At 65.0% G+C, this 24,783-nt stretch carries 22 protein-coding genes; 8 read left to right on the top strand and 14 right to left on the bottom strand.

The window, feature by feature from the left end; genetic code table 11:
- Window positions 1-17: 17 nt before the first annotated feature.
- The gene (locus tag Q7S20_05225) at window positions 18-635 is read right to left on the bottom strand and encodes a DNA-3-methyladenine glycosylase (protein MDO8501221.1); all 618 of its coding nucleotides are present in this window, start codon (window positions 633-635) and stop codon (window positions 18-20) included.
- 53 nt (window positions 636-688) lie between these two features.
- Window positions 689-2,563, bottom strand: coding sequence for an NYN domain-containing protein (locus Q7S20_05230; protein ID MDO8501222.1), 1,875 nt, complete (start codon window positions 2,561-2,563; stop codon window positions 689-691).
- A 198-nt stretch (window positions 2,564-2,761) separates the two neighbouring features.
- Between Q7S20_05230 and Q7S20_05235 the strand changes: the two genes are divergently transcribed.
- From Q7S20_05235 to Q7S20_05255, 5 genes are read left to right on the top strand one after another with little or no spacing between them, the layout of a single operon-like run.
- Window positions 2,762-4,003 carry a HAMP domain-containing sensor histidine kinase gene (locus tag Q7S20_05235; protein ID MDO8501223.1) on the top strand — a complete coding sequence of 414 codons (1,242 nt, stop codon included), beginning with the start codon at window positions 2,762-2,764 and terminating at the stop codon, window positions 4,001-4,003.
- Complete coding sequence (locus Q7S20_05240; protein MDO8501224.1) at window positions 3,993-4,292, top strand: hypothetical protein; 300 nt, start codon at window positions 3,993-3,995, stop codon at window positions 4,290-4,292. Before Q7S20_05235 ends, Q7S20_05240 begins: the two co-directional genes overlap by 11 nt.
- Window position 4,293: 1 nt before the next feature.
- Window positions 4,294-5,694, top strand: coding sequence for a sigma-54 dependent transcriptional regulator (locus Q7S20_05245; protein MDO8501225.1), 1,401 nt, complete (start codon window positions 4,294-4,296; stop codon window positions 5,692-5,694).
- On the top strand, window positions 5,694-7,061 hold the full coding sequence (locus Q7S20_05250; protein MDO8501226.1) for a BamA/TamA family outer membrane protein: 1,368 nt from the start codon (window positions 5,694-5,696) through the stop codon (window positions 7,059-7,061). Before Q7S20_05245 ends, Q7S20_05250 begins: the two co-directional genes overlap by 1 nt.
- A 3-nt stretch (window positions 7,062-7,064) precedes the next feature.
- Window positions 7,065-7,706, top strand: a complete 642-nt coding sequence (locus tag Q7S20_05255; GenBank protein ID MDO8501227.1) for a hypothetical protein — start codon at window positions 7,065-7,067, stop codon at window positions 7,704-7,706.
- On the opposite strand, the gene Q7S20_05260 is transcribed toward Q7S20_05255, so the two are convergent.
- From Q7S20_05260 to Q7S20_05270, 3 genes are all read right to left on the bottom strand, one after another.
- On the bottom strand, window positions 7,673-8,323 hold the full coding sequence (locus Q7S20_05260; protein ID MDO8501228.1) for an HNH endonuclease: 651 nt from the start codon (window positions 8,321-8,323) through the stop codon (window positions 7,673-7,675). The genes Q7S20_05255 and Q7S20_05260 overlap by 34 nt on opposite strands.
- Window positions 8,324-8,423: 100 nt before the next feature.
- Window positions 8,424-9,371, bottom strand: coding sequence for a branched-chain amino acid transaminase (locus Q7S20_05265; GenBank protein MDO8501229.1), 948 nt, complete (start codon window positions 9,369-9,371; stop codon window positions 8,424-8,426).
- Window positions 9,358-11,712, bottom strand: coding sequence for a PBP1A family penicillin-binding protein (locus tag Q7S20_05270; GenBank protein ID MDO8501230.1), 2,355 nt, complete (start codon window positions 11,710-11,712; stop codon window positions 9,358-9,360). Before Q7S20_05270 ends, Q7S20_05265 begins: the two co-directional genes overlap by 14 nt.
- A gap of 60 nt (window positions 11,713-11,772) precedes the next feature.
- Here Q7S20_05270 and tyrS point away from each other — a divergent pair, with 60 nt between their 5' ends.
- Entirely contained in the window at window positions 11,773-13,026 is a 1,254-nt protein-coding gene (tyrS, locus tag Q7S20_05275) for a tyrosine--tRNA ligase (GenBank protein ID MDO8501231.1), read from the top strand.
- An 11-nt stretch (window positions 13,027-13,037) separates the two neighbouring features.
- On the opposite strand, the gene Q7S20_05280 is transcribed toward tyrS, so the two are convergent.
- The 9 genes from Q7S20_05280 to Q7S20_05320 are packed head-to-tail and all read right to left on the bottom strand — an operon-like array spanning window position 13,038 to window position 23,547.
- Window positions 13,038-14,216, bottom strand: coding sequence for a PQQ-dependent sugar dehydrogenase (locus Q7S20_05280; GenBank protein MDO8501232.1), 1,179 nt, complete (start codon window positions 14,214-14,216; stop codon window positions 13,038-13,040).
- Window positions 14,213-15,076, bottom strand: coding sequence for an ABC transporter permease (locus Q7S20_05285; GenBank protein MDO8501233.1), 864 nt, complete (start codon window positions 15,074-15,076; stop codon window positions 14,213-14,215). The genes Q7S20_05280 and Q7S20_05285 overlap by 4 nt, the downstream gene beginning before the upstream one ends.
- 7 nt (window positions 15,077-15,083) lie before the next feature.
- Complete coding sequence (locus tag Q7S20_05290) at window positions 15,084-16,064, bottom strand: lysophospholipid acyltransferase family protein (GenBank protein MDO8501234.1); 981 nt, start codon at window positions 16,062-16,064, stop codon at window positions 15,084-15,086.
- Window positions 16,061-17,248: a glycosyltransferase family 4 protein gene (locus tag Q7S20_05295; GenBank protein ID MDO8501235.1), complete on the bottom strand. Its 1,188-nt coding sequence runs from the start codon at window positions 17,246-17,248 to the stop codon at window positions 16,061-16,063. Before Q7S20_05295 ends, Q7S20_05290 begins: the two co-directional genes overlap by 4 nt.
- Window positions 17,245-18,213, bottom strand: a complete 969-nt coding sequence (locus Q7S20_05300) for a glycosyltransferase (protein MDO8501236.1) — start codon at window positions 18,211-18,213, stop codon at window positions 17,245-17,247. Before Q7S20_05300 ends, Q7S20_05295 begins: the two co-directional genes overlap by 4 nt.
- Before the next feature lie 4 nt (window positions 18,214-18,217).
- Window positions 18,218-19,000, bottom strand: a complete 783-nt coding sequence (locus tag Q7S20_05305) for a glycosyltransferase family 2 protein (GenBank protein ID MDO8501237.1) — start codon at window positions 18,998-19,000, stop codon at window positions 18,218-18,220.
- Window positions 18,997-20,139 (bottom strand): glycosyltransferase family 4 protein, encoded by a 1,143-nt coding sequence (locus Q7S20_05310; GenBank protein ID MDO8501238.1) that lies wholly within the window; start codon window positions 20,137-20,139, stop codon window positions 18,997-18,999. The genes Q7S20_05305 and Q7S20_05310 overlap by 4 nt, the downstream gene beginning before the upstream one ends.
- On the bottom strand, window positions 20,140-21,978 hold the full coding sequence (locus tag Q7S20_05315; GenBank protein MDO8501239.1) for an ABC transporter transmembrane domain-containing protein: 1,839 nt from the start codon (window positions 21,976-21,978) through the stop codon (window positions 20,140-20,142). It lies immediately after the preceding gene.
- Window positions 21,979-23,547, bottom strand: coding sequence for a response regulator (locus tag Q7S20_05320; GenBank protein ID MDO8501240.1), 1,569 nt, complete (start codon window positions 23,545-23,547; stop codon window positions 21,979-21,981). It abuts the gene before it with no gap.
- Window positions 23,548-23,596: 49 nt separating this feature from the next.
- Between Q7S20_05320 and Q7S20_05325 the strand changes: the two genes are divergently transcribed.
- Both Q7S20_05325 and Q7S20_05330 read left to right on the top strand, forming a co-directional pair.
- The gene (locus tag Q7S20_05325; GenBank protein ID MDO8501241.1) at window positions 23,597-24,007 is read left to right on the top strand and encodes a hypothetical protein; all 411 of its coding nucleotides are present in this window, start codon (window positions 23,597-23,599) and stop codon (window positions 24,005-24,007) included.
- Window positions 24,008-24,045: 38 nt separating this feature from the next.
- On the top strand, window positions 24,046-24,783 hold the full coding sequence (locus tag Q7S20_05330; protein MDO8501242.1) for a YebC/PmpR family DNA-binding transcriptional regulator: 738 nt from the start codon (window positions 24,046-24,048) through the stop codon (window positions 24,781-24,783).

The raw sequence follows: 24,783 nt of genomic DNA on the forward strand, positions 1-24,783 counted from the left end.
TGGTCGAGGGCGCTGAGTCACGCGGCCTCCGACCGGCGCGAGCTCTGCTTCGAGACGCCGGAGACCCACGCGTTGTCCCGCAGGAAGTAACGCAGCGGCCAGTCTGCCGCTTTGGTGATTCCGATCCTCGGCGTCGTCTCGATTTGATCCGCCACGACGCCGCGGCCCTCGCGCAGCACCAATGAGTCGCGCTGAAGAGACAATCCATTCATGCTGCCGTTGATGCCGAGCGCGGCGCAGAGTTTTCCCGGGCCGTTGGTGAGATTCACGCCGTGCACGCGCGGGCCGCGGCGCTGGTGCATCAGCTCCAATCCGGTCACCGGCTCCAGCGCGCGGACAAGGACGGCGCTCGGCAGGCCCTCGGCACGGGTGACGGCATTGAAGCACCAGTGCACGCCGTAGATGAAATACACGTAAGCGAGTCCCGGGCGGCCGTAGAGGGGCTCTGTGCGCCCCGTGAGGCCGGCGGCGGCGTGACAGGCGGGATCGTGCTCGCCTACGTACGCCTCGGTCTCGACGATGATGCCGCTCGCCGTGCCATCGGGCGTGCGGCACTCGAGGATCATGCCGAGCATCTCGCGCGCGACGATCTCGGTTTCACGATCGTAGAATGCCCGCGGAAGTATGCGACCCATGGGAATCGAGAAAACCCCGCGCGGGATTCGCGCGGGGTTTCTCCATTCTGCTGCTAGGTATCCGAAGAGCCCGCGGCCGACTTCGCCGCGGTCTTCTTGCGTGCGGTGCGCGCGCGCTTTACGGGGGCGGCAGCTTCGCCGCTGGTCTTCGTGTGCCCCGCTGTCGCCTTCGCGGACGGCTGCTTCGCCGCTGCTGCCTTCTTCGCAGCGCCTGCGCGCTTGCGAACGGGACGGCCGGTTTTCGCCGTTGATGGCGTCGAAGCCTCTTCGACGATCGCGACTGCTTCGGCGTCCGCTGCAGGCTTGGCCGTGTTGGTCGGAGCGGCAGTCGGAGCGGGCGCTGATGGAGCGACGACCCTCGGACCGACTACACCGACATCGAGCAGATTCGCCGGAGGGCCCGCCTTGGCACCCATCAGTCCGCGACCGCTTCCACGAGCACCCATTCCGCGAGGAGCAGGAACGAAGGGTTTCGGCGCCGGAGCGTTGGCGGTTGCCGCCGCCTCGAGTTGTAGCTCGACGGTCGGTGCGGCAACCGACGCGGCAACTTCGTAGTCGGCGCCTCTGCGGCGGAGATCCACCACATCGGCGTCATGCGCATCGTGAAGAATGCGCAGGAAGTTGCGCTCGCTCAGGCTTTCGCTGTCGCGACCGAGAAGCGATCTCGCCGCGCTGCGAACCTTCGCCGCTGGTGCGACCTTGTCGCCGGTTGCCGCCGAAGCGACGGCGCGGCGCACGAGATCGAACGCCTCATCGCGCGTAAGACGAAGACCGCTGGCACCGATCCCATCGGCAGCGACGGCTGGCGCCGCACGCCTGGCTGCCGGCTGCGGAGCAGGCGCGGCCGTACGCAACTTGGGCTCGGCTGCCGCGACGGTCTCCTGCGGAGCTGCCGGAGCCGCGGCCGCATCGGGTTTCGTCTCCCGCGATCCGCGATCCTCACGACCGCGTCCGCGTCCACCACGACGCCCGCGACGGGCACGATCCTGATCATCGCCTTCCTCGGCGGCGGGAGCGGCAGCAGCCACTCCCGATGCTGCAGGCGCGGCGGGAGTGCCCTGTCCGGCCGGAAGACCACTTGAGCCGGCACGCGGAACGTCAACCTCGAGCTGTCCATTCTCGAGCTTGGTGACCGTGAGGAGTCCACGCTTCGCCGCCTCGGAGACAAACAGGGAAAACTTTGCCTTGCCGACGTTCTTCTCGTCGAACGAGCTGTCTATTTGCTGCATCACCTGCTTGAGGCGATCGGCGCGCATGACGTCGCCGTTGCGCTTCATGCGCTGAACGGCTTCGCTGACGAGCTCCCAGGGATCGTGCTTGACCACTTCCTCCTCGCCCGACCTCACGAGTCCGGCCAGCGCGGTGTACGAGTAGTACTCATCGCAGTTCATCACCAGCAGATCGCTCGACGACTCGCGGATGCCGACGCCGATGACGTACTTGCCGTATTCCTTGAGCTTGATGACGAGGCTCGAGAAGTCGGAGTCGCCGGAGAGAAGGATGAATGTCCCGATCTCGGGGCGGACGAAGACGAGCTCGAGGGCGTCTATGGCGAGACGGATGTCCGTGGCGTTCTTCTTCGCCGAGCCGTACGCCGGGGCCATGATCATGTCTATGGAGGACTCGGCGAGCGGCACGATGTATTGCGGATATCGGCGCCAGTCCGCGTACGCCCGCTGGACGGAGACCTTGCCCTTGATGATGTCCGAGGCGAGGAGATTCTTCAGCTCCGTCTGGAGGTCGGAGCGGATTCCCATCGTTACGTTATCGAAGTCGATGAGAAGCGCGGCGTTGGGCGCGTGGTGAATCTGTTGGGTTACCTGGTGCGTTCCTGAAACTGACTGGGATACTGCCTGAGGCCCGCGATGAATCGGGGCGATCGGACGGCGCGGCCCAGGCGGCGCGATCCGGGAAGGACGAAATGACATTAATTGTGGTCTGGTGGTACGCGGTCGAGAGCCACACGTCAGTGCGGTGTTTTTTCACGAGCCGGATGTGATCCCGCGACATCGTGCCGCGGGGCACGCGTCTTCAGGTCCAGGCAGGGACGGCGGCGTCATTCATCGCTCGCCATCCCCCGAATCCTCGAAGTCGCGCTAACCCTTGTAATTTATAGCTGAATCCCGATGAAGCAACTCCGGTACCGTACGCGACTCATCGTCATCCTGTCGCTTTTTGCGATCGTGCCCGCCGCCCTGCTCACGATTCTATGGAGTGGAACGGTGAGCAGCGCGATCTCCCTGGTCGGCGGGCGCGGGGCATGGGAAAGCGTCGCGGCAAGCGGGCAGCGGGCGATCGCGGCGGTGCGCACGGCGCCGCTGACGCCTGCGCAACGTCAGCTCGTGGACGTTCATCAGCGTGAGCTGAACGCGTCGCTGGAGCAAGCCCGCCGGTACAGCTTCCTCGCGGGACGGTCGGTGAGAATAGTAGTGGTCATCGGTCTCATCGCGCTTGTTGCCTTCGGATTCGCGGCGACTCGCGCGGCCGGCCACCTGAGTCGGCAGATGGGCCGCCCATTGGATGAGATCGTGGGATGGACAGCCCGCATCGGTCGAGGCGAGCCGCTCCCCCCGCGAGAGGCGAAAGTGGCGCGCGGCGCTCCCGAGTTCGCGACGCTTCGCGAGCGCATGCGCGACATGTCCGCGGCGATCGATGCCGGCCGGAAGCGCGCTGCGGAGGCGGAGCGACTCAAGGCGTATCGCGAAAGCGCGCGGCGCGTCGCGCACGAACTCAAGAATCTGCTCACTCCGATCCGGTTCGCTATGGACCGACTGCGCCGCGATGCGCCGTCGGAGTTGCACGAGACCGTGGAGGTGCTCGCCATCGAATCGAAGCGACTCGAGCGCATCGCGCGCGCGTTCGCCGAGTTCGGAAGACTTCCAGACGGCCCGTCGGCGGAAGTGGATATCGCCGAGCTGGTGCGGTACTCCGCTGCGTCGGCCGTCCCTCCGGGGATCGACGTGGAGGTGAACGCCGACGACAACCTGCCGCGCGTGATGGGACATCACGACGCTCTCGCCGCGGCGCTTTCCAATGTGATTCTCAATGCAGTGGACACGTGCGACGGAAGTGGACGCATCGTCGTCGGTGCGACGAATGCCATGCTTGACGGAAGGCCGGCGGTGCGGATCGAGGTGAGCGACGACGGTGCCGGCATCGCGCCCGATGACCTCGAGCGCATATGGGACCCCTACGTGACGCACAAGCCGGGTGGCACGGGCCTGGGGCTCGCGATTGCGCGACAGGCCGTCCTCGCCCATGATGGAACCGTCGAGGCCTCGAGTACGTTGGGAGAGGGTACGCGGATACGATTCATCCTTCCAGCGATGGCCGGATCAGACAACGGGAGTTCGCAAAATGGGTCCTGAGATCCTCGTTCCTCTTGGTGGCATGACGATGGTGGTTGCGATCGTCGTCGGGCGTCCGATGGTGATGGCCTGGGCGAAGAAGATCGAGAACGAATCCAGGCGCCCGCCATTGCCGCCGGAGGTTCTCACCCGCCTCGAGCGCATGGAGCAATCCATAGACGCGATCGCCGTCGAGGTCGAGCGCATCTCCGAGGGCCAGAGGTTCACGACGAAGCTCCTGTCCGAAGTGCACGACGCGCCCGCCGCGTTGCCGGCGAAGGCATCGTCTTCGAGTCCGGCGACGCCGTAGCGTGGCGACCGTCCTGATCGTTGACGACGAGCCCAATATCCGTCGCATGGTCGGGGCGCTACTCACGGCCGAAGGATACGAGGTTCGCGAAGCGGCAAGCGGCGCGCAGGGGATCGCGAAGGCGGAGGAAGATGAGCCGGACGCGGTACTGCTCGATCTGATGATGCCGGGCGAGATGGACGGAATGGCGACGCTGACAAAGCTTCGCATCGCGCACCCTGACCTCGCCGTGATCATGATGAGCGGACGCGCGGGACTGAGCGATGCGGTGAACGCGACCAAGCTCGGCGCCGTGAACTTTCTCGAGAAGCCGCTCACTCCTGAAGGAGTGTTGTTCGCCATCGGCTCCGCGCTCGAGCTTCGTCAATCCCGACGCGTCGCGCGCGAGCTGCGCGAGGAGCTCGGTCTCGCCGGCGACATGGTCGGCAACAGTCCGCAGATGAACGCCGTGCGCGAGCTGATCGAGCGCGTCGCAGCGAGTGACGCGCGGGTGCTGATCACCGGCGAATCGGGCACCGGGAAGGAGCTGGTGGCGAGCGCGATTCACGACGCGAGCACCCGGCGCGACAAGCCGTTCGTAAGAGTCAACTGCGCGGCGATCCCGCGCGATCTCGTGGAGAGCGAGATGTTCGGCCACGAGCGTGGCGCTTTCACGGGGGCGACCCAGGCGAGGATAGGACGATTCGAGCTGGCCCACATGGGGACGCTCTTTCTCGACGAGATCGGGGATCTCAGTCTCGATGCGCAAGCCAAGCTGCTGCGCGCGATCGAGGCGAAGGAGATCCTCCGCGTGGGCGGAAGCCGCAGCATCCGCGTGGACGTCAGAATCATCGCGGCGACGAACCATGACCTGGCGCGCGCGGTGCGCGAGGGCGCGTTTCGCGAAGATCTGTTCTTCCGGATCAACGTGATTCCGATCGCGCTGCCGCCGCTCCGCGACCGTGAGGGCGACGTCGCCCAGCTCGTGCGCCACTTCTCTCTGCTCCACTTCAAGCGCACGGGACAGATTCCGCCGACATGGACTCAGGGCGCCATGGAGGTCATGGAGCGACACACATGGCCGGGCAACGTGCGCGAGCTGGCCAACATCGTGGAGCGCATCGCGATCGTGAGTCCCGCCGCAGACGTCACCGCGGCCTCCGTCGGCGCGATCCTGAATCCCGCCGACGCCCGCCTCGCCAGATCGCTGCAAACTGTCGTGGAGTCCGTGCATGCGGGGACGGAGACCGGCAGCCTCAGCGATTTCCTCGATGATTTCGAGAGACGCCTGATCGAGCAGGCCCTTGCCGCTGCCGACGGCAACATTGCCGAAGCGGCGAGGTCACTGAGGACCGATCGCCCGAACCTGTATCGGCGGATGAAGAGGCTCGGTATTGGCGGCACGCACGCGATGAATCAGTGATGACGACTGGAAGACGTATTTCGCATGTTCTCGCCGCACTGCTGATCGGTGCCGGCACGGCGACGGCGCAGCAAGCCGAGACGCCGCCGGACTCGACGGTTGATCTTGGCTCCCTTCTCTCCGGGCCGGACCGTGGCGGACTTACCGTAACTTCGGGCAGGACCTACAATCGCGTCGAGGGAATGCCGATACTCATCGGTCCCACCTACCGCAACCGGTTGGGACCGGCGACGCTCTCCATCGCCGCGCTGGGAATCATCCGCACCGCGAACCGGCTGCATTGGGATGCGGAGAACATCGGACACCGCTTGTCGGCCGATGTCCGCGTCGGACGCCGGCGCGGCTACTCGGCCGGCGCTGAATCGTTCGATCTCGTCTCCAAGATCGAGCCGTGGCAGCTCAGCGAGCCGGACGCGGCGCTGGCGTCGTTCTTCTCCAAGCGCGACTACTTCGACTACTTCGGGCGACATGGGGGGCGCATCTACGCGTCGGTGTTTGCCGATGCGAACGCGGCGGTGACGGCGGGATACAGCAGCGAGCGATGGAGCTCGAGGCGCGAGCGGGACGTGTTCACTCTCTTCCGCGGCGACGACGCATGGCGCATCAATCCGCGGATCAACGATGCTATGGTGCACGTCGCCGACCTGAGCCTTGAACTCGACACGCGCAACAGCAAGCGCAATCCGTGGGCGGGGTGGTTCGTGAGCGCGCAGTACGAGCATGGCGCGGGCAATTTCGCGACGGCAGGCACGCGTCTCGAAGCATCGGTCGCACCGGGATTCAGGCGGCTCGAATACGGCCGGGCGTTTCTGGATCTGCGGCGGTACAATCGCATCTCGCCCAGGCGACAGCTCAACACGCGCCTCGTGCTCGGCGGATGGCTGCACGGAGATCCGCTCCCTCTCGAGCGAAGATTCTCTGTCGGCGGCATTGGCAATCTCCCCGGATTCGATTTCCGACGACTCGGAATCGGCACCGACGTCGGGCAATGCTCACCGGACTCGGGGCCGCTGCCCGGTCGCCCGGCGGAATGCGAGCGCGCAGCACTGGCGCAGATCGAGTACAGGCACGAGCTCGTCTCCGAGCTGTTCGACGTGTTTAACCGGAACGGTATCCGCGTTCGCGGCGCCGTGTTCCGCGTGAAGCCGGCGGCGGTCGCATTCGCGGATGCGGGCCGCGGATGGCTCGTCGGTCCGCGGCGGGGAACGCTGCAATACCCGTCCGGCTCGGTTCCAGGCTTCGACACGTTCAGAACTGACGTCGGTCTCGGCCTCGATCTCGGTATCGCGGGGATCTACGTGGCGAAGGCAGTCTCGGAATCGAAGGAGCCGGCGAACTTCTTCATCCGCATCCGCAACCAATTCTAGACGGTGAACCGGTCGCTCGGCGGCGTCCTGGTCGCCGCCCTCATTTTCGCGGGACAGCTCGGCGCACAGAAGCCGCAGCTGTCCATCGTCCTGCCGGAGCGGTCGCTATTGGCGGCCGAGCCGCCGGCGATTCGCTCCGCATCGCTGATCACCGACGGCGCCATGCTGGATCTCCTGCGCAATGGGTTTCCCGCGAAGCTCCACTACCGCGTGGAGCGGTGGACGACGGGCGGATGGTTCGACGACATCGCGGCGGCGTCGGAGTGGAATGTCGTGGTTCGCTACGACGCGCTCGGCAAAGTGTATCAGGTGTATCGCGTCGTGCAGAGGGCGACGGTGACGCTTGGCAGCTTCACCGACATTCAGGAAGCCGACGCCGCACTCGGCGCAGCTTTTCCAATTCCTGTCTCGTTGCCGAAGAAAGGTCAGAAGAGCTATTACACTCTCACTCTCGACATCGAGTCTCTGTCGCTCACGGAGCTCGATGAGGTCGAGCGATGGCTGCGTGGCGAGCTCAAGCCCGCGGTACGCGGAAAGAAAAATCCGGGCACCGCTGTCGGTCGCGGCGTCCGGACTGTCATGGTGCGACTGCTGGGAGGAGAGAAGCGGCGTTACGAGACGAGATCGGGGACGTTTCGGCCGTGATGTGAATGCGCGTGAAGCGCATGGCCGTGAACGAGCTGCCCGTTCTGCGGATGCCGGTGCTCCAGATCCTCGAGGTGATGCAGCGTCCCCTCGCCGTAGAACAGCTTGATGTACCGCGCCTGAGTCGGAGTGAGACGGCGCACCGCCCACGACAGATGCACGAAGTGCGGCTCGACTGGCGCGTGTATCGGGTGCATCCCGATCTCGCTCGGCAGACTGTTCGCCTTGCGCGTGTTGCACGGGCTGCACGCGGTGACGACGTTGGTCCACTCATTCGTCCCGCCGCGTGACATCGGAATGAGATGGTCGCGCGTCAGCGATTCGCGGAGCTTGAGCTCGATCTGGAGACGTCCGCAGTACTGGCAGCGGTAGCGATCGCGCGCAAAGAGGAAGGTGTTGGTCACCTGGCGGCGGAAGCGGCGCGGCACGTGGATGAAGCGCGTGAGGCGGATGACTGCGGGGCGCGGCAAGGTCAGCCGCTCGGAGCGAACCACGCGGTCGGCGTCGGCCTCGACTATCTCGGCCTTGCCGTCAATAACCAGCCTCAACGCTCGTCTGAGCGGCACCATCGTGAGCGGCTCGAACGAAGCGTTCAGTGCAAGACATCCTACGATCAAGCACCCCTCCGTAACTGCTCTTACTGCGACGCTACAATATACAACTGGTAACGCTCAAACACCCGCAAGTCCTGGAGGCCTATAAGGGCTGGGTCCTTATTCAAACTCCAGCATGCGCACCGCTGGGGACCAGCGTCCGCCAGCCGTAGCGATCCGGCAGCCGCCCCTCGGCGATCCCCATGTACTGCTCCTGAATCGCCAGCGTGATCGGACCGGGCTTGCCCGCTCCAACCGGTATCCGGTCAACCGACCTGATCGGCGTTATCTCGGCTGCCGTCCCGGAGAAGAACAGCTCATCCGCGATGTACAGCATCTCGCGCGGCATCACCTGCTCGGCGACTTCGTAGCCGAGGTCGAGTGCGATGCGCATGACCGAGTCGCGCGTGATGCCGTTCAGGATTCCCGCCGATACAGGCGGCGTGAACAGCTTGCCGTCGCGGACGAGAAACAGATTCTCGCCGCTGCCCTCGGATACCTGCCCGGATGAATCGAGCATGATTCCCTCGGAATAACCGTCGAGCTTCGCCTCCATCCTGGACAGCTGCGAATTGAGGTAGTTCCCTCCCGCCTTCGCCATCGTCGGAAAGGTGCTCGGGGCCGCGCGACGCCACGTGGACACGCACACGTCCACTCCCTGGGCGAGCGACTCGTGTCCGAGATAAGTGCCCCACGTCCACGGAATGATGAACACTTCGAGCGGACACTTGGTCGGCAGCACGCCCATCTGCTCGCCGGTCCTGATGACGATCGGGCGAAGGTAGCAGTGCGGCAGCTCGTTCTCGGCGACGGTATCAACGCATGCCTGCACGAGTGTCTCCTGCGAGTGCTCCAGCGGCATGCGATAGATGCGGCAGGAATCGGCGAGCCGGCGCATGTGGTCGCCCAGCCGGAAGATCGCCGGGCCTTCGGGCGTGGCGTAGCAGCGGATGCCCTCGAAGACACTCGAGCCGTAATGGACGACGTGACTTATCACGTGAATTGTCGCGTCTTCCCAGCTGACGAACTTTCCGTCGCGCCAGATCCTGTGGTGGTTGTCAGCCCGCTCCATTTTTCTCCTTGAGTGCCCGGTGATGAGAAAAGCTATTCACGCGACGGGGGAGAACGCTACCGATGGGCGCGCTATCGCCGCGGCTGCGCGCGGTGTCGAGCCGGAAGCGGCCACGCAGTGAATCGCCTGGCAACGCCTTTCGCGGCACGGGCGCGGCGCCGGGGATGACGCGGCTGCCGCCGGTTACAGGAGGCGGCGGCACATAGCTCGGCGGCGGCCCTCCGATTCCCAGCGTGTCGTAACCAGGCGTCGTGTAGCCGAGGTGCTTGTCGCATTCGCGCGTCGGTTCAGTACCCGGCACGTAGAACTCGGTCCGAATGAGATCGCGGGGGCAGTACGGAGTCTGAAGCAATCCGGTACTGACGTCTATCTCACGAGTGATGATGGACGCCGGCCTCGGCCAGTCGGGCGGAGCGGGCTTTCTCCTGTACACCTCCGTCATGAACTGCGTCCATGCCGGCGCGGCGAGACGTCCGCCCTGCGCGTCGTTCATGATCTTGCGCGGCCTGTCGAATCCCATCCACACGCCGGCGACGAGATCCGCCGTGTAACCGATGAACCAGACGTTCGTGCCGTCGTTCGTCGTGCCGGTCTTTCCGCCCGCGGGCAGATGAAAACCAGCCCCCCAGACGCTCCCCGACGCCGTGCCGCGCCTGATGACGTCCTTCATCATGTCCACCATGATCCACGATTCCTCCGGCGAAAGGACCGTGGTGCGCGACGGCGTCTGCTGCCACAGCACTTCCTGTCTCGCGTTCTCCACGCGGAGAATCGCGTTCGGACCGGCGCGGATCCCGAGATTGGCAAAGGGAGCGAACGCGGCGATCATCTCCAGCGGATAGACGTCCGCCGAGCCGATGAAGATGGACGGATATGGCGGGATCGGCGTAGTGATGCCGAAATTCCGCGCCTCGTTGATGACGGTGTTCTCGCCGAGCTCCATGCCGAGCTGGATGGCGACGATGTTGCGCGACTCGTAGAGTCCGCGACGCATCGGCATGGGGCCGAGGAATTTCCCGTCGTAGTTCCTCGGAGTCCACGGGGTGCCGGTTCCCTGCTCCACCGAGATCGCCGTGTCCGCGAGGATGTACGAAGGAGGCCGGCCATTCTGAACGCCGGCAGCGTACACTATCGGCTTGAAGGAAGAGCCGGGCTGCCGAAGCGCCTGCGTGGCGCGATTGAATTTTGAGTCATAGAAGTCGCGTCCCCCGACCATCGCGCGCACGGCGCCGTTCCGCGGATCCAGAGCGACGAACGCGCCCTGGAGATACGGAGAGTTCTGCCCCGGCTCGGTGCCGGCGATACTGCGCGCGTTGTAGTGCTCGTAAGTCTCGCCGTTGAATTTTCCGAACCGTCCGCTCTCGATGCGCCTGAGCTGCCTTTCCACCGCGCGCTCGGCGGCGAGCTGCATGTCCAGGTCGAGCGTGGTGTAGACGCGGAGGCCCTGTTCGTAAAGTTGTCTTCCGAACTGGGCATCGAGCTGCTGTCTGATCCACTCGACGAAGTACGGCGCGGTGTCGCCCGCGTCGGTCTTGCTCGCAAGCTGAAGCGGGAACGCCTTCGCCCCGCTCGCATCGGCGTCGCTGATCGCGCCGTTGCGACGCATCAGCTCGATCACCGTGTTGCGGCGCTGAATGGCACGATCGGGATGGCGCTTTGGGTTGTACCGCTCCGGCGCTTTCGGCAGCGCCGCCAGCGTCGCCGCTTCCGCGATGTTCAGGTCGCGAACCGATTTTCCGAAGTAGCGCTCCGATGCCGTCTCGACGCCATACGCACCGTTGCCGAGGTTGATCTGGTTGAGATACAGCTCGAGGATCTTCTTCTTGTCGAACTTGTCCTCGATCTCGCGGGCAACCTTCCCTTCCTTGATCTTGCGGACGAGGGTTTTCTCGCGGCTGATTCGCTCGGGGAACACGTTGCGCGCAAGCTGCATCGTGATCGTGGAGAAACCCTCGTCCCAGCTTCGCGAGAGAATGTCGCGGGCGAGCGCTCCGAAGACGCGGCGCCAGTCAATGCCGGAGTGAGAGTAGAACCGCTTGTCCTCGGTGATGACGAAGGCCTGCTGCACGGTAAGCGGGATCTCGTCGAGTCTGACGAGAGTGCGGCGTTCGAGCCCGAGCTCGGCGATGAACCGCCCGTCGGCAGCGTAGAGCTTGGATGTCTGGCGCGGTGTGTAGTCGTTCAGCGCTTCGACGGGCGGGCATTGTCCACCGCGGCAGACGAGGGCCCACGCCCCGTACCCCAGACCGAGTCCGAAGGCGGCGCCGAATATGACGAAGAGAAGCAGCGCCCTGACGAGAGTGGGGTGCTCGCGGCGGAATCTTGCGAAGCGATTTGCCATTCGGGCTGAAAGGTAATGCGGGTAACGTGACACCGGCCACGGTGCGGCCTATCTTGGGGCATGACGCAACCTGCCCCGCTGCTCGACGAGCTCGTCTGGCGTGGACTCCTCCATCAGAACACGGAAGGCCTCGCCGAGGCTCTCGCGGCGCGCTCCCTCTCGGCGTACTGCGGCTTCGATCCCACGGCGTCGAGCATGCACGTCGGCAATCTCGTCCCGGTGATGGGATTGATGCACCTTCAGCGCGCGGGTCACAGGCCGTACGCGGTGGTCGGTGGTGGGACAGGTCTCATCGGTGATCCCAGCGGCAAGACGGCGGAGCGTCAGCTCAACTCGCTCCAGCTGGTCGAGGAGAACTCGCGCGGTCTCCGTGCGCAGCTCGAACATTTCCTCGAGTTTACCGGCCCGAACGCCGCGCAGATGCGCAACAACGCGGACTGGCTGCTCCCGCTCGGCGCAATCGAGTTCATGAGAGACGTCGGGAAGCACTTCACCGTCAACTACATGATCGCGAAGGAGTCGGTGCAGCAGCGCATAGAGTCGGGTATCTCGTACACCGAATTCTCGTACATGCTCCTCCAGGCCTACGATTACCGCGAGCTTTTCCGCCGCGAAGGCGTAACGCTTCAGGTCGGCGGGAGCGATCAGTGGGGAAACATCACCGCCGGTCTCGAGCTCATCCGCCGGACCGAGGGCGGCGAGGCGCACGCGCTCACGTTTCCGCTCGTCACCAATGCATCGGGGACGAAATTCGGGAAGACTGAGAGCGGCAACGTGTGGCTCGACGCGGAGCGTACGTCTCCGTATCGCTTCTACCAGTTCTGGATGAACGTTGACGACCGCGACGCCGGCCGCTACCTGCGCTTCTTCACTTTGCTGTCTCGACAGGCAATCGAGGAGCTCGACAGGGAGATCGCCGAGTGTCCGCAGGAGCGCGCGGCGCAGCAGGCGCTGGCGCGCGAGGTCACGACGCGGGTTCACGGCGCCGACGCGGCAAACGTCGCGGAGGATGTGTCGCGCCTGCTCTTTGCGAAGGGAGACCCCGCATCGCTGTCGCGTGATGCGCTCGAGGCATTGAGTCGCGAGGTCCCTTTCGTCGAAATGCGAGAGCTGACTGGCGTGGTTGATGGACTGGTCGAGCTCAAGCTTGTCGCGTCGAAGGGTGCGGCGAGACGCCTCGTCGAGCAGGGCGGCGCTTCAGTCAACGGGCGGCGTATCGCAGCCGGAGACACGCCCGGAGAGCCGCTCGCTGGAGGATACTACCTGTTCAGGAAAGGCGCCCGCGACTACGGGCTGATACGGACTAAACCGTGACCCGCTACCCGTTACCCGCTGCCGGCGAATCGAAAGATGCGCCCGTTCTCGGAGATGATGAGCATCTCGCCGGCGCTGTCTTCACCGAACGACACGACGTGCCCGATGTCGTCCATCTTCCATTCGCGCCTGTCGGTCACCGCTCCGTTCTGGAAGCGGAAGCTGCGCAGCCATCCCGCGCAGTAATCCGAGTAAAAGTAGTGGCCGGTGATTGAAGGAATGCGCCGCCCCCGATAAACGAATCCGCCGGTGATGGAGCACGCGCCGCCAGCATGACGGTAGGTCACTTGCGGGATCTCGAGTCCGCTGCGGTTGCAGCTCGCGCGGCCGTAGCACTGATCGCCTTCCATGATGTTCCAGCCGTAGTCGAGACCCGCCTTGTTCGACCGCTCGATGTGAATCTCCTCGATCGCGTTCTGTCCTACGTCGGCGATGTAGAGAAGACCCGCCGGACGATCGAATGCAAAGCGCCACGGGTTCCGCAATCCGATCGCCCAGATCTCCGGCTTGCCCCCTGATCCGTTGGCATAGGGATTGTCGGCCGGAATCGTGTACGGATCGGCGCCGCTGACGTTGATGCGGAGCATCTTTCCGAGGAGCGCCTGCCTGTTCTGCCCATTGCCGTGCGGATCGCCGCCGGATCCGCCGTCGCCGGTTCCGATCCACAGCATGCCGTCGGGGCCGAACATCGCCAGGCCGCCATTGTGATTCGAGTACGGCTGGTCAATTCCGAGAACGAGCTTCGCCGATGATGCATCGGCGAGATCGGGATTGGAGCTGACCTTGTACCGCTCGACGCGCGTGTCGCCCTGCCGGTCGGTGTAATTCACGTAGAACCACCCGTTGCGCGCGTAATCGGGATGAAACGCCACGCTCAGCAGGCCCTGCTCTCCGCCGCTCCGTACGCGCTCGACCATGTCGAGGAATGGCTGCGCGACGATAGCGCCGTTCTTCACGATGCGAATCCTTCCGGCCTGCTCGACGACGAACAGCCTGGCGTCGCCGGGCGGCGACGTGAGGTGCACCGGGCTTCGGAACCTGTCGCCGACCTGCTCCAACCGGATCGCGCCCGCCGCCGGCGCGACGGGCGTCGCATCAGCGACTGATGCGTCACCGCGACGGGCGGTTCTCGCCTGAGTATCCGTGCACCCGATCAGCGCGATCGCACCGGCGAGAAGCGCGGACCTCACGATTCCTTCCGCGGAGCGCGGCGGTACTCCCGGGGATCGAGAGCGTCCCGCAAGGCATCGCCAAGCAGGTTGAACCCGAGCACCGCCGCGCCGATCGCCATTCCGGGGAACACCGAAGTCCAGGGCGCTCTGCGCAGCTGATCCAGGTCTCTCCCGTCCGCGATCATTGATCCCCAGCTCGGCGTCGGTGGAGGAACGCCCAGCCCGAGAAACGACAACGCCGCTTCAGCCATTATCGCGCCGGCCACACCGAGCGTCGCCGCGATCACGACGGGCGCGATGACATTTGGCAGGACATGCTGGAGCATCACGCGAATGTCCTTCGCGCCGAGCGCGCGAATCGCCTGCACATACTCGAGCTGCCGTACGACGAGCACCTGCCCGCGCACCAGGCGCGCCATTCCCGCCCATCCGACGACACCGATTGTCGCGAATACCACTAGCATCGAGGGCTCGAACGCAGCGACCATCGCAATGAGGAGAAGCAGCGTGGGGAATGCGAGCGTCACGTCGGCCAGACGCATCACCACTTCGTCCACCCAGCGCCCGTAGTAACCCGCGAGCAATCCGAGCGTGACGCCAAGGAGCAGCGCGATGCCCTGGGAAATCAGGCCGACGGTGAGCGAGACTCGCGCGCCGAACACGAGCCGCGACCAGATGTCGCGCCCCTGGATGTCGGTGCCGAGCCAGTGCGCAGTCGACGGTCTCTGGAGATAGTTGGTGAGATCTATCTTCAGCGGGTCGTGCATCGCGATCAGCGGGGCGGCGATGGCGGCGAGCGACATGATGACGACCACCGCGATCCCGAACCGGGCGCGGTTGTCGTTGAGAAGCCGGCGTCGCTGTGCGGGATCTAGCATGGCAACGTCACTTCGACGGGGTCCACAGCGATGGATCGCGAAGCGCGGGATCGCGAAGCTCGACCGGCGTGCCCGGCGGCTGCCTCCGCCACCGGCGATGCTGCCAGAAATACTGTTCCGGATATTGGCGCACCCATTTCTCGAGAATCGCGCTGTACCGCTCGACCATCGCGTCTACGTCCTTTTCCCTGTCGCCGGTTCGCTCCGCCTCGACGGGCTCGAATACGATCCTGAACCTGCCGTCAGGCAGCCGGAGCATATCCATGAAAACGACCGGTGAATCGAAACGCAAAGCGAATACCGCAAATCCGCGCGGGGTCTTTGCCGGCCGCCCGAAGAAAGGCACGAAGGACGACGCCAGCCCCATCACTCCCTGGTCGGAAAGGAAGGCGACGAAACGCCCTTCACGCATCGCCTTCATCGTGCGCCTGACGGCCACCGAGTCGTGCATCACGGTGAGACCCAGCCGCGCGCGGTTGGCATTCAGGTAATCCTCGAACAACCTGTTGCCCATTCCGCGGACGACGACCTCCGGCGGGACTCCGCGTGCCGCGAGAAATGCGCCGAGCACTTCCCAGTTACCGTGATGCGCGGCAACACCGATCGTTCCGCGGCCCGCTGACGTCGCCGCAACGATGTGCTCCCATCCCTCGACGCTCTCGACCATCTCGAGGATTCGCTCCGGACCGAGATTGCCGAGCAGCGCGGCTTCCACCGAGGTACGGCCCAGATGCCGGTACGATGCCCTCGCGATCTTTTGCACCCCTGCATGATCCAGCTCGGGGAACGCGGCCGCGATCTGGCGCTCGACCACGTCGCGCCTGATGCCGAGTGGACGATATCCCATCTCACCCAGCCGCTCCCCGATCGTGCACGCAGTTTCCCAGCTCAGCCTTCCGAGCCCCGCGATCAGTGCGCGCATGGAGTAGTACTCGGCGCGGTGCGCCAGAGTCGGCGGTTTTTTCCGCCGCGTCTCGTGGTCGCTCAACGCGCGCTCCCGCGGCCGACGACCGAGAGAGTGAACTCGCGCGTGTCGGAGGCGACTCTGTCCCAGTTGTAATGCGATTCGACCGCGCGCCGTCCGGCCGCCGCGAAGCTCGCAGTCCGGGAGGGATCGCGCAGAAATCCGCCGATGGCGCCGGCGATTGCCGCCACGTCGAGCGGCGGAACGACAACCCCCGTCTCGCCGTCACGCACCGCCGATCTCACGCCGCCTGAATCGCCCGCCACGACTGGCAGTCCTGACGATGATGCCTCGAGAAACGAGATACCGAACCCCTCAACGTTGATGTCGTTGTCCACTCTCGACGCGCCCAGGTATATGGTGGACGTCGCGTATGCGTCGGGAAGATCGGACTCCGGAAGCGCTCCCGCGAACACAACGCGATCCGCCACGCCAAGCTCGGCAGCGAGCGCGCGGAGGCGTTGCTCGTCATGACCTTCCCCGACGAGAATGTAGCGCAGGAGCGGGAACTCATCCTTCAGCGCGGCCATCGCGCGGATGCCCGTGTCCTGACCCTTGTGCGGCACCAGACGCGCCACCGTCAGCAGCAGCGGCACGTCGCCAACTCCCCAACGCTCACGCAGCGCGCCGGTGTCGCGATCCGGCGCGAACATCTTCGGGTCGGTGCCAAGATCGAGCGCGGCGACGGGCGGCATGTCTCTGACACTGACCTGCCGCATCACTTCGCCGGCGAGCTCGGCCACCCACTTCGATGTCGCCGCGATTCCCGCGGCCTGTCCCAATATTCTCCGTGCGGTGAATCGTTTGAGCGGACTCGCCGCCACCTTCCTCTGCTCGCGGAGAAGATCGCCGCCGTTCACGTATATGATGTACGGGAGAGCTAGTCGCATGCTCGCCCACGACACCGCGTATCCGACCGGCCTGATGTTGCCGCAATGCAGCACATTCACTTTGTCCCTGCCGAAGCCGGTAAGCCAGCGCGCCCATTTCATCTGATTAGCGAACCGGTTGGCCTCGCGACAATGAAAGGGCTGGCGGTAAATGTTGTACGGCTCGCCGCGGTCGAACGCGCTATCGCCGTCAACACGAACGGCGGACACCTCCATCGCGTTATCGGCGTCGCCGAACCGGCGGCACAGCTCGACGTGCCGGCGCGCCATTCCCCCTCTGTCCGGCCCGTAATCCTGCGTGACGAAGAGATGTTTCACCCAGTCGCCAGCGGATTCACGAAAGGACGATTCTCCAGAATGTTCGCGATGCGCTGATCGTACGTGTGATGCGCGCGCACGAATCTCTCGCCGGCGATGCGGATCTCCTCTCTCTCGCCAGGCGCGGAGAGATAACGCGAGCACTGCGCGATGCACGACTCAGTGTCGTCGTAGAACGCGCAATGCTCGCCGTCGCACAGCATCGCCGCGACTCCCGGAGATCGCTCGGCGAGATGGAATCCGCCTGCGAGCATCACCATCCACGTCCGATCCGATGTGTAAGAGACGCCTCCCGCTGCGCGCGCGGGATTTATTCCCAGTGTGATGCCCGAGCTCGAGCATACCGCGGCGAACTCATTCCCCTCTACGGAGCGTCCGCTCCAGCTCAGGCGATCGCGCCACTCCTCCCATCCCGGACCCCATACGCGCAGATCGTGATGCGCGGCGACGGCGATGAGTCGCTTCGCCCGTTCCCGATCGTACCCCGTACCGATGAACGCCACATCGGATCCGAATCTCTCCTCGGGCGCGACCGGCTTGATGCCCGCATCCCCCGCCGCGGGCAGGAACATCGCCGGCAGACCGTTGGCGCGCCATTCGTCCTCGAAACCGGTCACGAAGAACGTGCGTGACAACTTTCCCACCTCCGCGATGTGACCGATGTCCGGACGGTCGAGATCCCTGTACCACTGCGGATCGTGATACCACATCGCGTTCGCCTTGCCGGCGATGATATGGGAGACGGTCTCCGGGTCGAGCGCGAGACACTTCGAGAGAAAAACGAAGTCGGGCTCGAATCGCTCGGCCTGGTACCTCGCCCACAGCTGCGTGAGGCGCCATCCGATGAGACGCTTCATGCGCCTGTCGTCTATCAGCAACGTCGTGTGGCCCGCGCGGCGAAGCGCGCGCTCGACCGCCGCCTCCATCCGCCACGCGTTGTCGCTCCCGATGAGCAGGATTCGCATCTGCTCAGCGACCGCTGGAGCGACCGCTGGGAGTCCGCCTGCCAAGCGCCCACAACCGCGCGTATTTCGCGAAAACGCTCGTCGCCGCCATGCACGCCAGCACTGCACCGGCTGCGCCATCCATCCATCCGCCGCGCAGGAGATACATGGTGAGGAAACGAAGCGGCGGACGCACTACGACCGTCGCCGCCCCGACGCGCATGCCGCGCTCGAACCGGTCCTCAGCCCACCACCGGCTGTACCTTCCAAGCTTCTCGAAATAGCTCTCCATCGAAGCGTACGGCTCGTGAGTCAGCGGCGTAGACAGCTCTCCCACTGATTCGCCCGCCTCGACATGCTCGTGCACGCGGCTCGCGTTATAGCGAAGTGTCGAGCGGAACAGCCGCACGGGACGATCGCTCTGCCACCCGCCATGCCGGACCTCGCCACCGAGAAACAGGTTCCGTCGCGGAACCCTGAACGCATTGTGCGACGGATTCGCGATCACCCCATCAATCTCCGTCGCCAGTTCCGCCGATCCGCGCTCGTCTGCATCCACCACCAGGATCCATCCGCAGCCGGCTCGCTCGATCGCAGCGTTCCGCTGCAGCCCGATCGTCACGAAGGGATTCTCGATCACCGTCGCGCCGGCATCCGCCGCAAGCTTCGCAGTTCCGTCGGTGGAACCGTCCTCGACGACGATGATCTCGCGTGCCCACCGCGCACTCTCGATGCACGCGATGATGTTGGCTGCCTCGTTGCGGGCCGCGATTACGACGGATACCGCTACCGCCCCGCCCGCACTCACCCCTTGCGCCGGGAGCGTCGGGCCGCGATGCCGAGCGCGGCGTCGAATCCTTCGATCATCGCCTGCTCGGGGAAGTCGCGCGCGACGCGCACGCGTGCCGCCGCGCCCATCGCCTTCCGCTGCTCTTCACTGGCGAGCAGCGTCACCACGCTTGCAGCCGTCATCGCTGCATCGTCGGCGGGCACCAGGATACCGGTGATCTGGTTCGCCACATAGGTCTCGGCGACGCTTTCCTCGGCCGCGATGACGGGAACTCCGAGCGCCATCAGATCGAGGATCCCGTACGCGGCGGTGTCGCCTTCCGCGACGACCCAGCCCAGCTCGGCGTCCCGCATCAGCGTGAGATGGTCGTCACGCTCGCCGAGGAAGCTCACGAGATGCATGACGTCGAGCGCAGCGGCCTGCATGCGCAGATCCTCGCTGTCGGAGCCCGCGCCGAAGATGATCAGACGCAGGTACGGATGTCGCGGCGCAAGCATCGAGACCGTGCGGACGGCGGTCGCAGCGCGGCCGCGCGAAGTGGCATCGTACACGCAGATGATGTACCGGATCTCGTCGGGCCGCGGCTCCTGCGGCGCGATCGGGATGTCGGGATACCGCGACGCATCCACGCCAAGCCGTGCGACCGACGTGCGGGCGCCGCTCGGGAGCGGGGAGCGCTTCGCGTCGGCATCGCCGGCGAAGAGCCAGGTCGTCTTCGTGAGCCAGTTGGCGATCTTCCCGTAGAAGCCCAGGTGCAGCGCGCGGCCGGCCGGTGTCCGGCGCACGATCGTTCCGCTTCTTCCCAGCCAGCACGCGGTCGAGGCGATCAGATGCTCGCGCTCGGTATGCACGAATACGACGTCCGTGTCCCATCTGCGAAAGAGATGGCGGAGACGCCACGCGCACGCGAGCCAGTTGCCATCGCAGGAGAAGGGAGTGACCTCGAACGGAGCGACGTCGCGCGGAGCCACTGGGTCGTCGCCGCCGAGCTTCTGCGCGACACTCGCCATCCGCGACACGGACTGCTCGACGTTGCTGTGCGGCTCGGCGAGGAAGGTGACGTTGTAGCCGCGGGCCGCGAGGCCGCGCGCGGCTACCGCAAATGCGCGGGCGGTGCCCGACCATTCTCTCTCGCAATGCAGGAAAAGAATCCGCACCTATACCGCCGATGAGACCATTGAATCGCTTGTTGTTGCCGTGTTTCCGAATTGCAGCGAGTACAGCCGATGGTACGCGCCCCCCGCCGCAAGAAGCGCGGCGTGCGTTCCGCGCTCGACGATTTCTCCCCGGTCCAGCACCAGAATCTGGTCGGCATGCACGATCGTGGAGAGCCGGTGAGCGATCACGAACACCGTTCTGCCCTCCAGAAGCCTGTCCACCGCCTCCTGCACCAGCCGCTCGGACTCCGTATCGAGAGCCGAAGTGGCCTCGTCCAGAATGAGGATCGGTGGATCCCTGAGCAAGGCTCGTGCAATCGCCAGTCGCTGCCTCTGTCCGCCGGACAACCGGGTGCCCCTTTCTCCCAGAATCGTGCCATATCCGTCAGGCAGCTCGGCGATGAAGGCATGGGCGTTGGCGGCGCGCGCCGCTGCCTCGACCTGAGCATCCGTGTATTTCCGCTCCGCCCCGTAGGCGATGTTGTTCCGCACCGAGTCGTTGAACAGGACTGTGTCCTGGCTCACGATGCCGGTCAGAGATCGCAGCGCGGGCAGCGTCAGGTCCCGCGTATCTATCCCGTCAATGGTGATGCGCCCCGACGCCACTTCGTAGAATCGCGGAATGAGATCCACCAACGTGGACTTCCCCGCTCCGCTCGCACCCACGAGCGCGACGACTTCGCCTTTGCGCGCACTGAACGAGATGTTGGAGAGAACGGGCGCTTCGCCGTAGGCGAACGACACGTTCTCGAAGCGGATCTCGTCGCCGAAAGTCGCGGTCTCGCGTGTGCCGGTGTCCGTCTGCGCTTCCGACGGCGCGTCGAGAATCTCGAACAGCCGCTCGGCCGCCGCGAACGACGACTGGGCGGTGGTTGGAAGCTGTGAGAGCTGCTTGATCGGCTGAAGCATGCGCAGCGCGTACAACAGAAACGCGATCAGATCCGCGCCCGACATCTGCCGGTCAACGAGCACCTCGCGCGCACCGAGCCAGAGAAGCGCCGTCGCAACCGATATGCCGATGACTTCGGTGACGGGGCCGGCAAGCTGCGACAGGCGCGTCAGTCGCACCGTGAGCTGCGCGTAGCGATCGCTCGCCTCCGCGAACCGCGCCTGCTCCACCCGCTCGGCGCCGAACGACTTCACGAGACGGATGCCGCTCACCGTTTCCTGAACGACGCTGGTCATCTCGCCGTGCTGGTTTCCTTTTCTGCGATTTCCCTTTCGCAGCTTGCGCAGCAGCGGAGAGAGAGTGCCGCCCAGGACAGGAACGATGATCAGCGCCATCAGCGTCATCTTCCACGAGATCAGGAAGAGGAAGGCGAAGTAGCTGGCAACGAGCGCGCTGTTCTGAAGCCCGGACGTCACCAGCTGCGTCAGCACGAGCCGCGTCTCGGCCGTGTCGGTGATGACGCGAGAGAGAATCTGCCCCGTCCTGGTGCGCTGGAAGAATCCGAGCGGCAGGTGCGCGATGTGGCTGTACACCGCCGTGCGCAGGTCGCGCGTGACATACTCCTGCAGGCTGGCGCCGAGCTGACCGGCGACCCAAGCGAGGAAGTTCTTCACCAGGATCAGCGCGATGACGATCAGGATGACGTTTCTGAGCGATCCCATCTTGTCGGCGGGATCGAGCATCACGCCGACAGTCGCGCCGAGCAGTCCCGACAGCTTGTTGCCGCCGACCGAGATCGGCGGCTGATCGAATAGTGTGTTGAGGAACGGGATCAGCAGCGCGAGCGAGAACGCGTCGAGCACCGCCGAGCCGATGTTGGCGGCGACCGCGCCCACCATCCGCCACCGGTGCGGCCGAACGAACGGTAGCAGCCGCCCGTAGACGGACACCTACCCTCTCGGCGTCAGCAGAGCGAGGGGCAGAATCACTTCCTCGGGCGTGACGCCACCGTGGAGAAACGACCCGCGATAGCGGCTCTGGTACTCACGCAGCTTTGTCGGATATACGAAGAAGCAGTCGTTCGTGGCGAGGAGCGTGTTGCCACCGGCGCCGCGCCGCGGCAGGCGGAGGTCGTCCTCGTTGGTGAACATCAGCGCCTGCTCCGGGCGCTCGGCGCGAAGATCTTCACCGAACTTGTAGCGGAGGTTCGCGGTCGCGTCGCGCTTGGCGAAGACCGTCGCCGGCGTGTTGCAGTGGATCGAGCCGTGATCGGTCGTGAGAAGAACGGAGATCTTTCTGCGCGACGCCTCCCTGAGAACGCTGAGCAGCGCCGAGCGTTGGAACCACTGCCGCGTGATCTGCCGGAGGGCGATCTCGTCACGCGCGACCTCGTAGAGGATCTGCGATTCGCTGCGCCCGTGCGTGAGCAGGTCAACGAAGTTGAACACGAAGGCGCTTACGCCCTCACTGCCGATTGCCGTTCCGAGGTGTCGCTCGAGCTCGTCGGAGTTGGCGGCTGTCGAGATCTTCTGATAGCGGACTGGTGTCGGGCCGTTCAGCTCTCCGAGGTGCATCTCGAGCAGCTCGCGCTCGTGTGCGTTCAGCGATTCGTCCTCGCGATCGGCATTCCCCCACCAGTCCGGCAGCCGTGCGGCGATCTCGCCGGGGAAGAGCCCGCTGAACAGCGAGTTGCGCGAGTACGGCGTCGCGGTGGGCAGAACGGCGAAGTAGTGAGTCGTCTCGACGTCGAAGAACGGTGCGAGCAGGGGCTCGAGCACTCGCCACTGGTCGAGGCGCAGGCAGTCCACGACGACGAACACCGCCGCCCGGTCCCTCTGGAGAATCGGCAGCAGGAACTCGCTTACGACGTCAATTGAGAGCGGGGGCCTGTTGCCTTCGAGGTTGCGGAGCCACGCAGGATATTCCGTCTTCATGTACGCGGCGAACTCGCGGTGCATGTCGGGATAGAGCCCACGGAGCGAGTCGTACAGTCCTGTCTCGCCGGCTGCGGCGAGCTCGACGTCCCACCTCATCAGCTCGTCGTACCGGTCTATCCATCCGCGCCAGTCGAGATTGCGGTCGCGCTCGAGCTCGATCGCGCGGAACCGCTCGACAAACCGGCGGGCGATTGCCTGCTGACGGATCCGCGGACCCTCGAGAATCTGCGTAACGATACTCAGCACCTGCCGCGGGTTGATCGGCTTGACGAGGTAGTCGCGGATGTTGGCGCCGATGGCTTCCTTGAGAGTCGCGTCCTCCTCGCTCTTGGTCACCATCACGACCGGCAGGTTGGGGGCTATCTCACGGACGTCACGATAGGTCTCCAGCCCTCGCTTGCCGGGCATCTGCTCGTCGAGGAGCATGATGTCGAAGGGTCTCCGGCGGAGCATCTCGATCGCGTCGTCGGCGTTGCTGGCCCATTCGACTTCGTAGCCCTTGGAGCGCAGAAAGATGCGGTGGGATTCGAGAAGCTCGCCTTCGTCGTCAACCCAGAGGATGGATTTGGGGGCCTGTGCCATTGGTTTTGTGAATGTAGCCGGGTGCCTCTGGTATGCCTAGATTGCGAGGGTGATCGGCCTCCGACCTCCGTTCGCTATCGCTACACCAACCTTCCGGTTCCGTGCCCTCGCATCGCATGCCGGCAGGGCGGCCCTCGGCGGCGACCGCGAAGTCGCGCTCGCGTGCTTCGCCGCGGCCCGGCTGGGCGCGGGAATGCTGCCGCCATTCATGCTCGCCCCCGGTGACGCCGCGGCGCGCGCGATGAGCACCAGGAACTGGCTCGCGTCGCTGGCCCTTCCCGGCCCGGCACGTGCGGCGCTCAACGCCACCATAGATGCGATGGCGAGCGGCAACCGGAAAGCGTCCGGTCATGCGCTCACCGGCCTTTTGACCGTCGTGGCGCCGCAGCTCGACCAGTTGTCGGCGACGGAGTTGCGGGAGCTGGCCGACGAGCTGTCGGACGGAGTTCGGCAGGTCTAACAGCTCTATATTTCAACCGAACCTCAGTACCGAGCAAAATGGCCGGCCATAGCAAGTGGAAGCAGATCAAGCACTACAAGGCAGCCGCTGACGCCAAACGCGGCGCGCATTTCACCAAGCTCATCCGCGAGATCACGATGGCGGCCAAGCTCGGCGGTGGCGATTCCGCCGGAAATCCGCGCCTCCGCACCGCCATCGAGACCGCGCGCGCCGCGTCCATGCCTAAGGAGAACATCGAGCGCGCGGTCAAGAAAGGCACCGGCGAGCTCGAGGGCGTCGAGTACCAGGAGATCACTTACGAGGGATACGGACCGGGCGGCATCGCCATCCTCATCTTCGCGATGACGGACAATCCCAATCGCACCGTAGCGGAAGTCCGGCACAAGCTCTCGCGCGGCGGCGGCAACCTCGGCGCTGCCAACTCGGTGTCGTGGATGTTCGAGCGAAAGGGACAGCTCTACCTCGACTCGACGAAGTACCCGGAAGACGATGCCCTCGAGGCGGCGCTCGACGCCGGCGCCGAGGATTTCAAGGCGGAAGACGAGCGCTACGAGATCACAACCGATCCCGCCAGCATGCACGCCGTGCGCAGCGCGCTTGAGGCGAAGGGATACGAAATCGCCGAGGCCGAGATCGCGTCGGTGCCGAAGAATCTCGTTAGCGTAAGCGGGAAGACGGCCGAGTCGCTGGTGAGGCTGCTCGAGGAGCTCGAGGAGCTGGACGACGTTCAGAAGGTCGCGGCGAACTGCGACGTGGAGATGGACGAGGTTCAGTGA

It is taken from the genome of Gemmatimonadaceae bacterium (assembly GCA_030647905.1).
Lineage (GTDB): Bacteria > Gemmatimonadota > Gemmatimonadetes > Gemmatimonadales > Gemmatimonadaceae > UBA4720.

Excerpts from the sequence above, each read along its gene's own strand:
- Q7S20_05240 (MDO8501224.1), top strand. The coding sequence starts at position 3,993 with ATGGGTCCTGAGATCCTCGTTCCTCTTGGTGGCATGACGATGGTGGTT.
- Q7S20_05235 (MDO8501223.1), top strand. The coding sequence starts at position 2,762 with ATGAAGCAACTCCGGTACCGTACGCGACTCATCGTCATCCTGTCGCTT.
- Q7S20_05320 (MDO8501240.1), bottom strand. The coding sequence starts at position 23,547 with ATGGCACAGGCCCCCAAATCCATCCTCTGGGTTGACGACGAAGGCGAG.
- Q7S20_05225 (MDO8501221.1), bottom strand. The coding sequence starts at position 635 with ATGGGTCGCATACTTCCGCGGGCATTCTACGATCGTGAAACCGAGATC.
- Q7S20_05285 (MDO8501233.1), bottom strand. The coding sequence starts at position 15,076 with ATGCTAGATCCCGCACAGCGACGCCGGCTTCTCAACGACAACCGCGCC.
- Q7S20_05270 (MDO8501230.1), bottom strand. The coding sequence starts at position 11,712 with ATGGCAAATCGCTTCGCAAGATTCCGCCGCGAGCACCCCACTCTCGTC.
- Q7S20_05265 (MDO8501229.1), bottom strand. The coding sequence starts at position 9,371 with ATGGAGCGGGCTGACAACCACCACAGGATCTGGCGCGACGGAAAGTTC.
- tyrS (MDO8501231.1), top strand. The coding sequence starts at position 11,773 with ATGACGCAACCTGCCCCGCTGCTCGACGAGCTCGTCTGGCGTGGACTC.
- Q7S20_05250 (MDO8501226.1), top strand. The coding sequence starts at position 5,694 with ATGACGACTGGAAGACGTATTTCGCATGTTCTCGCCGCACTGCTGATC.
- Q7S20_05300 (MDO8501236.1), bottom strand. The coding sequence starts at position 18,213 with ATGCGAATCCTGCTCATCGGGAGCGACAACGCGTGGCGGATGGAGGCG.
- Q7S20_05230 (MDO8501222.1), bottom strand. The coding sequence starts at position 2,563 with ATGTCATTTCGTCCTTCCCGGATCGCGCCGCCTGGGCCGCGCCGTCCG.
- Q7S20_05330 (MDO8501242.1), top strand. The coding sequence starts at position 24,046 with ATGGCCGGCCATAGCAAGTGGAAGCAGATCAAGCACTACAAGGCAGCC.